10 protein-coding genes and 3 pseudogenes are annotated in these 12,896 nt (G+C 59.9%); 9 read left to right on the top strand and 4 right to left on the bottom strand.

The genetic code is table 11. The features are described from left to right. Window positions 1-108 precede the first annotated feature (108 nt). The 7 genes from JJD74_RS18350 to JJD74_RS18320 all read left to right on the top strand — a co-directional run bounded on the left by JJD74_RS18350 (window position 109) and on the right by JJD74_RS18320 (window position 10,556). On the top strand, window positions 109-1,461 hold the full coding sequence (locus JJD74_RS18350) for a TolC family outer membrane protein (protein WP_042561934.1): 1,353 nt from the start codon (window positions 109-111) through the stop codon (window positions 1,459-1,461). A gap of 33 nt (window positions 1,462-1,494) precedes the next feature. After that, the gene (locus JJD74_RS18345) at window positions 1,495-3,651 is read left to right on the top strand and encodes a type I secretion system permease/ATPase (RefSeq protein WP_200616455.1); all 2,157 of its coding nucleotides are present in this window, start codon (window positions 1,495-1,497) and stop codon (window positions 3,649-3,651) included. After that, window positions 3,641-5,008 carry an HlyD family type I secretion periplasmic adaptor subunit gene (locus JJD74_RS18340; protein ID WP_042557032.1) on the top strand — a complete coding sequence of 456 codons (1,368 nt, stop codon included), beginning with the start codon at window positions 3,641-3,643 and terminating at the stop codon, window positions 5,006-5,008. Before JJD74_RS18345 ends, JJD74_RS18340 begins: the two co-directional genes overlap by 11 nt. Before the next feature lie 256 nt (window positions 5,009-5,264). Next, window positions 5,265-6,182: a LysR family transcriptional regulator gene (locus JJD74_RS18335; RefSeq protein WP_200616452.1), complete on the top strand. Its 918-nt coding sequence runs from the start codon at window positions 5,265-5,267 to the stop codon at window positions 6,180-6,182. 191 nt (window positions 6,183-6,373) lie between these two features. Beyond that, on the top strand, window positions 6,374-7,912 hold the full coding sequence (locus tag JJD74_RS18330; RefSeq protein WP_200616450.1) for an MFS transporter: 1,539 nt from the start codon (window positions 6,374-6,376) through the stop codon (window positions 7,910-7,912). Between the two features lie 26 nt (window positions 7,913-7,938). Continuing rightward, window positions 7,939-9,009, top strand: a complete 1,071-nt coding sequence (locus JJD74_RS18325) for an HlyD family secretion protein (protein ID WP_200616448.1) — start codon at window positions 7,939-7,941, stop codon at window positions 9,007-9,009. Then, window positions 9,006-10,556, top strand: coding sequence for an efflux transporter outer membrane subunit (locus JJD74_RS18320; RefSeq protein WP_200616445.1), 1,551 nt, complete (start codon window positions 9,006-9,008; stop codon window positions 10,554-10,556). Before JJD74_RS18325 ends, JJD74_RS18320 begins: the two co-directional genes overlap by 4 nt. A 53-nt stretch (window positions 10,557-10,609) precedes the next feature. On the opposite strand, the pseudogene JJD74_RS18315 reads toward JJD74_RS18320, so the two are convergent. Together JJD74_RS18315 and JJD74_RS30860 are read right to left on the bottom strand one after the other, a co-directional pair. After that, window positions 10,610-11,302 (bottom strand): annotated as a pseudogene (locus JJD74_RS18315) (slipin family protein); the annotation flags it as partial. 5 nt (window positions 11,303-11,307) lie between these two features. Then, window positions 11,308-11,511 (bottom strand): annotated as a pseudogene (locus JJD74_RS30860) (NfeD family protein); the annotation flags it as partial. Between the two features lie 205 nt (window positions 11,512-11,716). On the opposite strand from JJD74_RS30860, the pseudogene JJD74_RS31495 reads away from it, so the two are divergent. Together JJD74_RS31495 and JJD74_RS18310 are read left to right on the top strand one after the other, a co-directional pair. Further along, window positions 11,717-11,794 (top strand): annotated as a pseudogene (locus tag JJD74_RS31495) (aminoacyl-tRNA deacylase); the annotation flags it as partial. Between the two features lie 158 nt (window positions 11,795-11,952). Next, window positions 11,953-12,198, top strand: a complete 246-nt coding sequence (locus tag JJD74_RS18310; RefSeq protein WP_200616442.1) for a DUF2789 domain-containing protein — start codon at window positions 11,953-11,955, stop codon at window positions 12,196-12,198. Window positions 12,199-12,201: 3 nt separating this feature from the next. Here JJD74_RS18310 and JJD74_RS18305 read toward each other — a convergent pair whose 3' ends face one another. Together JJD74_RS18305 and JJD74_RS18300 are read right to left on the bottom strand one after the other, a co-directional pair. Then, entirely contained in the window at window positions 12,202-12,483 is a 282-nt protein-coding gene (locus JJD74_RS18305; protein ID WP_200616439.1) for a type II toxin-antitoxin system RelE/ParE family toxin, read from the bottom strand. After that, window positions 12,480-12,758 carry a CopG family ribbon-helix-helix protein gene (locus JJD74_RS18300; RefSeq protein WP_042557040.1) on the bottom strand — a complete coding sequence of 93 codons (279 nt, stop codon included), beginning with the start codon at window positions 12,756-12,758 and terminating at the stop codon, window positions 12,480-12,482. The genes JJD74_RS18305 and JJD74_RS18300 overlap by 4 nt, the downstream gene beginning before the upstream one ends. Window positions 12,759-12,896 lie beyond the last annotated feature (138 nt).

The raw sequence follows: 12,896 nt of genomic DNA, 5'->3' as shown, positions 1-12,896 counted from the left end.
GTTCCTGTTTTGAACTTTCCGACATACGGTCAATCCAGTCGCCAATCATCCGACACAGCAGCACGTTTAGCTGTGATTCAAGACAAGAAGTTCTGGGAAATTTTTACCATGCGTTTGCCTCTCTTCATGGCTGTACCCTTCGCTCTCGCCGCCTCTTTCGTACAAGCACAATCCTTACCAGAAGCCATGCAGCAGGCACTGGATGTCCATCCGGAAATCCAGGCGGGGGTCAACAGTCGTTTAGCCGCGGATTATCAATTAAGAGCAGCCAAAGGTGGATACCTGCCCAAGGTCGATCTGCTGGGCGGTTATGGCCGTGAAGGCACTGACAGCGTGACCACCCGCGCCAACAGCGGCGGCAATCACTGGGAAACCCTGAACCGTAGCGAGTCAAGTTTACGTCTGTCGCAAATGGTTTTTGACGGTTTTGCGACTTCCAGCGAGGTTGGGCGTCAACAAGCCACCGTTAATTCCCGTGCCTACTCTTTGCTGGGTACTTCCGAGCGCACCGGGCTGACAGTTGCCCAGGTTTATCTGGATGTACTGACCCGTCGTGAATTCGTGCGTCTGGCCGAGGACAACCTCAAGAGCCATCAGCGCATCTACGACCAGATCCAGTTGCGCACCCAGCGTGGCGTCGGCAGCGGCGCGGACCTTGATCAGGCCGAAGCGCGGATGGCCCAGGCGCGCAATAATCTGATCACCGAGCAGACCAACCTCGCTGACTCGGAAACCAATTTCCTCAGCGCCGTTGGCCAGATGCCGGATCAACTGGAGCGTCCGGCGCCGTTCATGGCGATGATGCCGGCCAACCTCAATGAAGCGCGTCAGCAGATGCTGGAGAACAGCCCGATCCTGCGGTCGGCCGAGTCTGATATCGCCGCTGCCGAGAAGCAGTACGAAACCGCGAAGTCGACCTTCTACCCACGCTTCGACGCCGAACTGGGCCGCACCGCCGACAATGATCTGGATGGTCAGAACGGCCACAGCAACGAATGGCAGGCCATGTTGCGCATGCGCTTCAACCTCTATTCGGGCGGCAGCAACAAGGCCGATCTGGAATCCAAGTCGTACCTGTCGAACCAGGCGCTGGATATCCGCAACAACGCCCTGCGTCAGCTGAACGAAGAACTTGGCTTGGCCTGGAATGCCCTGAACAACGCCAACGCTCAGGTGCCGATCGCCCAGCAGTACGTCGATCACAGCACCTCGGTGCGCACTGCTTACCAGCGTCAGTTCAGCCTCGGCGAGCGTACCCTGCTCGATTTGCTCGACAGCGAAAACGAGTTGTTCACCGCTTCGCGGCGTCTGGCTGAAATCAAAAACATTCAGTTATTTACTCAGTATCGAATCAAGGCGACCATGGGCGAGTTGCTCAGAAGCCAGGGAGTAGTCGCGCCGTTGGCATCCGTTGTGCAGAACGACGTGAAGCCCAAGGTTCAGCTGCCTGGGATGAATTGAGTTATCCCTTTCAACTGTTAAAGAGTGTCGAGCGTGGAATCAGAAGTCAGTCGAGTTCATCTCAGTCATGATCCACGCGCGTTGCACGACGATCCGTTGCTGGACGGTCTGCTCGCCCTTTGCATGCTGCACCAGAAGCCCGCCAGCGCGGCGATGCTGACGACCGGCCTGCCGCTGCCCAAACAACGTCTGAGTGTCGAGTTGCTGCCCCGCGCGGCGGCTCGCGCCGGTCTGCAAGGGCGGGTTTTGCAGCGCAAGCTGGAAGAGATTCCAGCGATTGCCATGCCCGCGTTGCTGCTGCTCAAGGATGGCCGCAGTGCCGTCCTGCTCGGCTGGCAAGGTGACAACGAAGCGCGGGCGCTGCTCAGCGAAAGCGACGGCGGCGAATCCGTGGTCAGTCGCGAACTGCTGGCCGACGACTACACCGGCAAGGTCTTCTTCGCTCAACCGCAGCACAAATTCGACGTTAACCACGGCACGCTGATCCCGCGCGCACGCTCGTGGTTCCGCGACACCCTCAAGCGTTCGCGCTGGCTGTACGCCGACGCCATCGCCGCCAGTTTCCTGATCAACATCATCGCCATGGCCGCGCCGCTGTTCGTGATGAACGTCTATGACCGCGTCGTGCCGAACCAGGCCGAAGCCACCCTGTGGGTGCTCGCGCTGGGCATCACCGGCGCGTACATGTTCGACCTGGTCCTCAAGAGCCTGCGCAGCCTGTGTCTGGATCTGGCCGGGAAAAAAACCGACCTGATCATCTCCGCCACGCTTTTCGAACGCATCGTTGGCATGTCGATGAAGTATCGCCCGGCGCGGGTCGGCAGCTTCGCGCAGAACATCCATGAGTTTCAGAGCCTGCGCGATTTCCTCGCCTCGCTGACCCTGACCAGCCTGATCGACCTGCCGTTCACCATCCTGATCTTCATCGTCATCGCCATTCTCGGCGGGCATCTGGTGTGGATTCCGGTGCTGGCATTCCCGATAGCCCTGCTGATTGGTTACGCGCTGCAAAAGCCGCTGGTGGCAACCATGGAACGCACCATGGCCCTTGGTGCAGAGCGTCAGTCGAGCCTGATCGAAACCCTCGCCGGCCTCGACGCGGTCAAGGTCAACAACGCTGAAAGCGAACGCCAATACCAGTGGGAACAGACCATCGGCACCCTCAGCCGCCTCGAACTGCGGGTGAAGATGCTGTCCGGTCTGGCGATGAACATCACCCTGCTGATTCAGCAACTGGCCGGGGTGATCATGATCGTCTTCGGCGTGTACCAGATCATCGCCGGCAACCTGAGCATGGGTGGTCTGATCGCCTGCTACATGCTCAGTGGTCGCGCACTCAGCCCGCTGGCTTCGCTGTCGGGTTTGCTGACCCGCTACCAGCAGGCGCGGGTGACGATGACATCGGTGGACCAGATGATGGAGCTGCCGCAGGAACGCAATTTCGAAGAGCGCCCGCTGAGCCGCAAGGTCCTGCAAGGCGCCATCGAGTGCCGTCAGCTCAACTTCACCTACCCCGAACAACAGAACCCGGCGTTGAAGAACATCAACCTGGTGATCCGTCCCGGCGAGAAAATCGGCATCATCGGCCGCAGCGGCTCGGGTAAGAGTTCGCTCGCCAAACTGCTGGTTGGCCTTTATCAACCGGACGACGGCGCGTTGCTGGTGGACGGCGTGGATATCCGCCAGATCGACGTCAGCGAGTTGCGCTACAACATCGGCTACGTGCCGCAGGACATCCAGCTACTGGCCGGCACCCTGCGTGACAACCTGATTTCAGGCGCGCGTTATGTCGAAGACGAGCTCGTGCTGCAAGCCGCCGAACTGGCCGGTGTCCACGAGTTCGCCCGCCTGCATCCGCAAGGCTACGAACTGCAAGTGGGCGAGCGCGGGCAAAACCTGTCCGGCGGTCAGCGCCAGAACGTCGCGCTGGCCCGGGCGCTGTTGCTCAATCCGCCGATCCTGCTGATGGACGAGCCGACCAGCGCGATGGACAACACCGGCGAAGAACGCCTCAAGCAACGCCTCGCAGCGGTGATTGAAAACAAGACCGTGGTGCTCGTCACGCACCGGGCTTCCCTGTTGTCGCTGGTGGATCGTCTGTTGGTGATCGATCGCGGGCAGATTCTCGCCGACGGCCCGAAAGCTGCGGTGATGGAAGCGTTGAAGAAGGGGCAGATCAGTGTTGCTTAAGTCGGGTTTCAAGGATTCGATCCGTCGCTACTTCAAAGGCACTGCATCGCTGCAGGGCCAGCCGCTGCCCGAGGTCAACAAGGCGCTGATAGAGGACGCCCCGCGCGTCGTGCGCCTGACCATCTGGGCGATCATCGGCTTTTTCGTGTTCCTCATGCTCTGGGCCAACTTTGCCGTGATCGACGAAGTGACCAAGGGCGACGGCAAGGCGATTCCATCGTCGAAGATCCAGAAGATCCAGAACCTCGAGGGCGGGATCGTTTCCGAACTGTTCGTCAAGGAAGGCCAGATCGTCGAAGCCGGTGCACCGCTTATTCGCCTTGATGACACGCGATTTGCCTCTAACGTCGGCGAAACCGAGGCTGATCGGCAGTCGATGCTGCTGCGCGTCGAGCGCCTGAGCGCCGAGGTCGATGACCGCCCGCTGAATTTCCCGGAGGACGTGGTCAAAGCCGTTCCCGGTCAGGCGAAAAGTGAAGAATCGTTGTATATCAGCCGTCGTCAGCAACTGCACGACGAGATAGGTGGCTTGCAGGAGCAGTTGATCCAGCGTCAACAAGAGCTGCGCGAGTTCAGCTCCAAGCAGGCGCAGTATCGCCAGCAGCTGAATTTGCAGCGTCAGGAAATCAACATGTCCGAGCCTCTGGTGGCGCAGGGCGCGGTGTCCCCGGTTGAAGTGCTGCGCCTCAAGCGTGCCGAAGTGGAAACCCGTGGTCAGCTCGACGCCACCACGTTGGCGATTCCACGCGCCGAGTCGGCGATCAAGGAAGTGCAGCGCAAGGTTGATGAGACGCGCGGCAAATTCCGCAGCGAAGCGCTCACTCAGTTGAACGAAGCGCGCACTGATCTGAACAAGGCGCAGGCCACCGGTAAGGCGCTGGAAGACCGCGTCAGCCGTACGCTGGTGACATCGCCGGTGCGCGGCATCGTCAACAAATTGCTGGTCAACACCATCGGTGGCGTGATTCAGCCGGGCAGCGACATGGTGGAAATCGTACCGCTGGACGACACGTTGCTGGTCGAAGCCAAGATCCGTCCGCAGGACATCGCATTCCTGCACCCGGGACAGGAGGCGATCGTGAAATTCACCGCCTACGACTACACCATTTACGGCGGGCTGAAGGCTCAGCTGGAGCAGATCGGCGCCGACACCATCACCGACGAAGACAAGAAAACCACTTACTACATCATCAAGGTGCGCACCGAGCGCAGCCACCTGGGCACCGATGAGAAGCCGCTGTTGATCATCCCGGGCATGGTGGCGTCGGTGGATATCATCACCGGCAAGAAGTCGGTGTTGAGTTATCTGCTCAAGCCGATCATTCGCGCGCGGGCCGAGGCGTTGCACGAGCGCTAGATCTCCATTGGCCTTAATGGCCTCATCGCTGGCAAGCCAGCTCCCACAGGGTTCTCGGTTGGAACACGATTATGTGTTCAACATCGGGCCTGTGGGAGCTGGCTTGCCAGCAATGGCGTCATTGAAATCACCCCATTTCGCCAATAAGTGACACAAATCGTCACTCACCATTCAGTCCAGACAGGCGCCAACTAACTTTAGGGATGTTTGCTAGCATTGCGCACAGATCAATCCAGATCAGCCAAGAGTGCTCAGCATGCAACTCCCGGACATGAACTTGCTGGTCGCCCTCGACGCCTTGCTCGACGAGGGCAGCGTGGTTGGCGCCGCGCGGCGGATGAACCTCAGTCCGGCGGCGATGAGCCGGACCTTGACGCGGATCCGTGAAGCCATCGGCGACCCGATTCTGGTGCGCGCCGGTCGGGGGCTGGTGCCAACCCCGAAAGCATTGGAATTGCGCGAGCAGGTGCGCGATGTAGTCGAGCAGGCCGCTCTGTTGTTCCGTTCGGCTGACGAAGTGGAACTGAGCACCTTGCGCCGGCGCTTCAGCATCCGCGCCAACGACTTTTTTGTCGGCGTTTACGGCGGCAAGCTCTTCGACACCCTCGACCAAGTCGCGCCGCACTGCGAACTGCGCTTCGTCCCGGAAGGCGATGGCGACGATGAAGCGCTACGCGAAGGGCGCATCGACCTGAGCGTCAGCAACACCCGCCCGGTGACCCCGGAAGTCAAAGTCCAGAACCTGTTTTCCACGCATTTTGTTGGTCTGGTGCGCGAGGATCATCCACTGCTCGACGGCGAAATCACCGCCGAGCGCTACGCCGGGTTCTCCCATATCAGCATGTCGCGCCGGGGCATTGCCCGCGGCCCTATCGATACGGCGCTGAATGCAATGGGCCTGGAGCGGCGAGTGGCGGTGATCGCGCCGAGTTTCCATGCGGCGATGTTCGCTTTGCCGGACTCTGACCTGATCCTGCCGGTGCCCAAGGAAGCGTTGCTGAGTGTGCGGCGATTGGGATTGAAACTGCGCTCATTCGACCTGCCGATCCCGCTGCCGACACTGATGCTGACTCAGGCCTGGCACCCGCGTTTTGACAAGGATCCGGCACACCGTTGGCTGCGTGAAACCCTCAAAAGTTGCTGCGACGAAACCTGGCTCGCTGCCCAACCTTGAAGAGCAAAAGATCGCAGCCTCCGGCAGCTCCTACATTGAAATGCATTCCCTGTAGGAGCTGCCGAAGGCTGCGATCTTTTGATCTTGCATAGTTGCGTCAGGCGCACTTATAACCTGCCAACAAGTCAATTTTCGTCAGCACTAAGCCCGACTAAGATGCTCCGGTATTTTTCCCTCCGGAGTTTGCACTCATGACATCCCTGACGGTCCCGGCGACTCTTGCTGCGGCCAGCCCGGCGACGGCGGTCACGCCCCCGGTGTTCGGGGCGCGGATCATCATCGGGCTGGTCGGCGTGCTGCTGGCGGTGCTGGTGTCGGGCCTCAACGAGATGGTGACCAAGGTCGCCCTGGCCGACATTCGCGGCGCGTTGAATATCGGTTACGACGAAGGTACCTGGCTGGTTGCCAGTTACACCGCCACCTCGGTCGCGGCCATGGCCTTCGCGCCGTGGTGCTCGGTGACCTTTTCGTTGCGTCGCTTCACCCTCTGCGCAATCAGCCTGTTCACCTTGCTCGGGTTGCTTTGTCCGTTCGCCCCGAATTACGAGAGCCTGCTGCTGATGCGCACCTTGCAAGGGTTGGCGGGCGGCGCGTTGCCGCCGATGCTGATGACTGTTGCGCTGCGCTTCCTGCCGGCCAATTTCAAACTTTACGGCCTGGCCGGTTATGCGCTGACCGCCACTTTTGGCCCGGGCCTGGGTACACCGCTGGCCGGGTTATGGACCGAGTACGTCGGCTGGCAATGGACGTTCTGGCAAATCATCGTGCCGTGCCTGATTGCCATGGTGATGGTGGCTTACGGCATCCCGCAGGATCCACTGCGCCTTGAGCGTCTCAAGGCGTTTAACTGGAAGGCCCTGCTACTGGGCTTTCCGGCGATCTGCATGTTGGTGATCGGCCTGTTGCAGGGCAATCGGCTGGACTGGTTCGAATCGAACCTGATCAGCGCGTTGCTGATCTCGGGATCGCTGCTGCTGGTGGCGTTTCTGATCAACGAGTGGTCGCAGCCGATTCCGTTTTTCAAGTTGCAGATGCTCGGTATCCGCAACCTGGCGTTCGCGCTTATGACGCTGGCTGGCGTGTTGATCGTGCTGCAAGCAGTGGTGTTGATTCCGTCGAGCTATCTGGCGCAAGTGCAGGGTTATCGGCCGGTGCAGACCGCGCCGATCATGCTGATCGCGGCGTTGCCGCAGTTGATCGCGCTGCCGCTGGTGGCGGCCCTGTGCAACCTGCGCTGGGTCGATTGCCGTTGGGTGCTGGGGATTGGTTTGAGCATGCTGACGCTGTCCTGTCTTGGTGGGTCGCTGCTGACTTCGGAGTGGATTCGCGACAATTTCTATGTCCTGCAATGGCTGCAGATTTTTGGCCAGCCGATGTCGGTACTGCCGCTGCTGATGCTATCGACCGGCAGCATCCAGCCCATGGACGGGCCGTTCGCTTCAGCGTGGTTCAACACCGTGAAGGGCCTGGCGGCGGTAGTCGCCACAGGAGTGATCGAAGCGCTGACCACATCGCGTCTGCATTTTCACTCGACCATGCTGGTCGACAGCCTCGGCAATTCGCCTTTGGCCGACCGCAGCGACCCGGGCCTCGCCCATCGCCTCCACGAACAAGCGGTGGTGCTGACGTCTTCCGATCTCTATGTGTGCATGGCGGGCGTCGCAGTGACGCTGATCCTGCTGATTTTCTGGCTGCCGACGCGGATCTTTCCACCGCGCGCGCCGACCTGATTGCTGTACTGAAAATGAAGGTTTCCATGACGACTCAAGCAAAGCAAAAACTCGCGGTGGCCCTGGCGGCCACGTTGGCTGTTGGCGTGCTGGTGTATCTGGCGATGCCCGGCCTGTTCGGCAAACGCACTCAGCAGAACACTAACGACGCGTTCGTCTCCGCCGACTACACCCTGGTGGTACCGCGCGTGGCCGGGTTCATCAAGGAAGTGCTGGTGGAAGACAACCAGCAAGTGACGGCGGGGCAGTTGCTGGCGTTGATCGATGATCGCGATTTGCGCGCTTCTGCCGAGGCGGCGGATGCGCAAACCCTGGTCGCCCGGGCGCAGTTGCAGAACGCCAAGGCGACGCTGGAACGTCAGACTTCGGTGATCGCTCAGGCGCAAGCTTCAGTGGTGTCGGCCAAGGCTGAAATGGCCTTCGCCCAGCAAGAATTGAATCGCTACAACCACCTCGCCGGTGTCGGCGCCGGTACCGTGCAGAACGCGCAACAGGCCCGCACCCGCATCGATCAAGCCAGTGCGCGCCTTGACACGGCCAGCGCGAAACTGGCGGCGGAGCGCAAGCAGGTCGACATCCTCGCCGCCCAGCGAGATGCCGCCGAAGGCAGTTTGAAACACGCACAAGCGGCACTGGAAATCGCCAGTTTCGAACTGTCGTACACACGCATCACCGCACCGCAGGATGGCATGGTCGGCGAGCGTGCCGTGCGTGTCGGCGCTTATGTCACGCCGGGCAGCAAACTGCTGGCAGTGGTGCCGTTGAAGCAGGCTTATGTGGTCGCCAATTTTCAGGAGACACAACTGACCGATGTGCAGCCTGGGCAGGAAGTGCAGGTGCGCGTTGATAGCCTGGGTGGCGAAGCGCTGACCGGTCGCGTCGAAAGCATTGCTCCGGCCACCGGCGTGACGTTTGCGGCGGTGAAACCGGACAACGCCACGGGTAACTTCACCAAGGTTGTGCAGAGGATTCCGGTGAAGATCATGCTCGAGCCGGGCCAGCCATTGGCCGAGCGCCTGCGGGTGGGTATGTCGGTGGAGGCGAGTATTGATACGCGTACGGCGGCGACTCCGGTGCGTGAGGTGACTCAGCGATGAATCGAGTTGACCGAACCGACGCCTTCGCGAGCAGGCTCGCTCCCACAATGTGCAATGCGTTCCACCTGTGGGAGCGAGTCTGCTCGCGAAGAGGCAATTTGCAGCGATTGATATCCACAGTCGTGATCGCTGCTGGCCTCACCGCCTGCACCGTCGGCCCCGACTTCCACAAACCCGAAGCCACGCAAATCGCCAACTGGGCAAAACCAGCCAAATCCGCGCCCAGCCAAGCGGTCAGCGAGCCCCTTGACGAGCGCTGGTGGGAAGTCTTCAACGACCCGCAACTGTCGGCCCTGACCCAGCGCGCCGTGCGCAGCAACCTCGACCTGAAACTGGCCAGCAGTCGCCTGCAACAGAGCCGTGCCGCACGTCAGGTCATCACTGCCGAGCGCTACCCGAATACCGCCGCCACCGGCAGTTACGGCCGCAAACGCAACAGCGGCGAAGGCCTGAATGACCCGTCCGGGCACAACGGCGATTCGGCCTTCAACCTTTGGGACGCCGGTTTCTCCGCCTCGTGGGAACTGGATTTCTGGGGCCGCGTGCGCCGGGAAACCGAAGCCGCCGACGCCAACCTCGAAGTCGCCGAAAACGACCGTCGCGGCGTGCTATTGGCGGTGCTCGCCGACACTGCGCAGAACTACATCCAGCTGCGCGGCGTGCAGAACACTCGTGCCGTCACCGAGCAGAATCTCGACGTCGCCCGCCACAGCCTCAAGCTCTCGCAGCTGCGCCTCAATGATGGCGTGGCGACCGATCTGGACGTCGCCGAAGCCGCTGCGCAAGTCGCCGCCATCGAGTCCCGCTTGCCTGCGCTCGAACAGCGCCAGTCGCAACTGATCAACGCGATCAGCCTGTTGATAGGCGAGCCACCGCAGGCTCTGAATAAAGAATTATCCACAGACGCCGCGGTGCCACAGTCGCCTCTCGAAGTTGCTATCGGCCTGCCGTCGCAACTGGCTGAACGCCGGCCGGACATCCGTCAAGCCGAAGCGCGACTGCATGCCGCCACCGCCAACATTGGTGTGGCCAAGGGTGATTTCTATCCGCGCATCACCCTGTCCGGCAACCTCGGTTCGCAAGCGCTGCAGCTCAGTGATTTCGGCTCTTGGGGCTCGCGTGCATTTGGCATCGGCCCGCAATTCAGCCTGCCGCTGTTCGATGGCGGTCGCCTGCGCGGCGTATTGCAGTTACGCGAAGCCCAGCAACAGGAAGCAGCGATCGGCTATCAGCAGACCGTGCTGCGTGCCTGGCACGAAATTGACGATCAACTGACCGCCTACAACGCCAGCCAACGCCGCCGCGACAGTCTCGCCGAGGCCGTACGCCAGAACCAGATCGCCCTGCGCACCGCGCAACAGCAATACGTCGAAGGCGTGGCCGACTTCGTCAATGTGCTTACTGTGCAAGGTGCGTTGCTCGCAACGCAGGAGCAATGGGTGGAGAGTTCGACCGGGGTTTCGCTGGCGATGGTCGGGTTGTATCGGGCGTTGGGTGGGGGATGGGAGTCGGTGTATCCCGCAGAAGTTGTCACCAGTAATCCGTAGAAAAGGCTTTAGCCATCGACAAAAAACCCATGGCGCACAATAGAGGGATGACGTCAGGATTTTCCCGACAAGTCCGCCATGCCCTTGAGCAACTCAATCGGTAGCGGAAAGACAATCGTCGAACTCTTGTCGCCAGCAATCGAGGTCAAGGTCTGCATGTAGCGCAGTTGCATGGCACCGGGCTGGCGGCCGAGCATTTCGGCGGCCTGCATGAGCTTTTCCGAGGCCTGCAGTTCGCCTTCGGCGTGGATTACCTTGGCCCGCCGTTCACGTTCTGCCTCGGCTTGTTTGGCGATGGCGCGCACCATCGACTCATTCAGGTCGACGTGTTTGATCTCGACATTGGCGACCTTGATGCCCCAGGTATCGGTTTGCGCGTCGAGCACTTGCTGGATGTCGATGTTCAACTGCTCGCGCTCGGCCAGCAGTTGATCCAGTTCATGTTTACCGAGCACGGCGCGCAACGTGGTCTGCGCCAGTTGGCTGGTGGCGGAGAGGAAATCTTCGACCTGGATGATGGCCTTCTGCGGATCGAGCACGCGGAAATACAGCACCGCATTGACCTTCACCGAAACGTTGTCGCGGGTAATTACATCCTGCGGGGGCACATCGAGAACCACGGTGCGCAGGTCGACCCGAACCATTTGCTGCACCACCGGAATCAGCAGGATCAGCCCTGGGCCTTTGACCTGCCAGAAACGCCCGAGCTGGAATACCACCCCGCGCTCGTATTCACGCAGGATGCGAAACTCAGCGCGCCGATGACGAACATGATGATCCCGCCCAGGCCAATCACGCCGTAATTGGGCAGCGCGGCTTCGGCAATCAAAAAAACGATACCCAAGGTGATCAGCCATAAGCCGACAGGGCTCATCGGCGGCAATGAGGTGTCGGCGGCGAAGGCCGACCCACTCAGCAGGAGTAACCAGACAAACGCACAACATCGGCTGTTCACGTGACCCTCCGCGAGAATCGTGGGGTGGTTGTTTGAGTCTAGTTGAGCCTCGCGCTGCCTGAATATTGATCAGTGTGCGGATGTGTCCGGTGAGCGGATTTTCCCTCGCCTGCAGCCTGTCGAACTAGACTCAGAGACACGGCGACAACCCTCCAGCGCAACTCCGAGTTGCATCATGCGAATGGCCAAAAAGGTGTAAAGCAGCCTGGTCCGGGCGCATTGCGAATATGACATCGTCGCCCACCGCCACTCGTCCAGCAGCCTGGAGACCGCACGGGTTAGTCCATGCGCAGGTGCGGGAGTTGAGTCGTTAGGTTTTGTACCGGTCTCGCTGACGCTTTCGCGAGCCGGCTCGCTCCCACCGAGATCGAGTTCAACCTGTGGGAGCGAGCCTGCTCGCGAAAATTCTTCCACTCACCGCGTCATTCAAGGACTTCATCAATGGAAAACCCAAACCACAGCCTCCCGTCGCTATTCAAACAACTGGGCCTGGACAACGACCCGGTCAGCATCGACCAATTCATCGCCACCCATTCCCCCCTCAAACCAGAGCTGCATCTGGCGGACGCGTTTTTCTGGAGCAAAAGCCAGGCGGATTTTTTGCGGGACGAGATTCTCGATGATGCGGATTGGGCAGAAGTGGTGGATCAGTTGAATGTGTTGTTGCGTAAGGGACGGGAGAGGTAGTCACTACCCTGGGAAAGGCCACGCCCGCGCTGTATGAACCAGCGCCATTATCCAGATCACATCTGGATCGAGTTGGTAGACGAGACGATAACTGGAGTGGGGGATTATTTCGCGAGTGCCAGAAATGATGCCGGCCGGACCGATTTTGGGGTTTTGGGATATTCGGGAAGCCGCTTCAGTGAAGCGGCGATCCATTTCGAGAGCCGCTTTGGGGTTTTCGGCGTGAAGGTAGTCCCAAATATCTTCACGATCCTGTACTGCATTTTTAGTCCAGATAATCTTCATCCTTGATTTTCTACCCGCCGGCGCCTGGCGGCGAATTGTGCATCAACTTCTTCGTTGGACATGCCTTCACCGGCCGCCATTGCTTCTCGTGCCAGATTGACCTTACGTTGCAAAAAGACTTCGTACTCTCTGGCTTCCTGTTGAGCCTGAACAAACTGACGCATCATTTCTCGCATGATCTGCGACGCGGGACGGTGTGAGGCTTCAGCCTCTGCCATAAATTGGTCGCGCAATTCTGGCTCGAGTTTCATCGTAAAGACGGCATGTTTTGACATCTTGTGTCTCCCTGAAAAAGGTCTTGTACTGACGAGGTATATACATCGTAGGGATCTATATAGGAACTTTGCGGTGCCTCCCTGCGACCAATGGAGAGATTTGTTTCAAAACTTGACTGAATTTCCCCTCCAATGCGA

It is taken from the genome of Pseudomonas sp. MF6776 (genome assembly GCF_016613125.1).
GTDB lineage: Bacteria > Pseudomonadota > Gammaproteobacteria > Pseudomonadales > Pseudomonadaceae > Aquipseudomonas > Aquipseudomonas iridis.
This window is presented reverse-complemented; position numbering and strand designations above follow the sequence as displayed.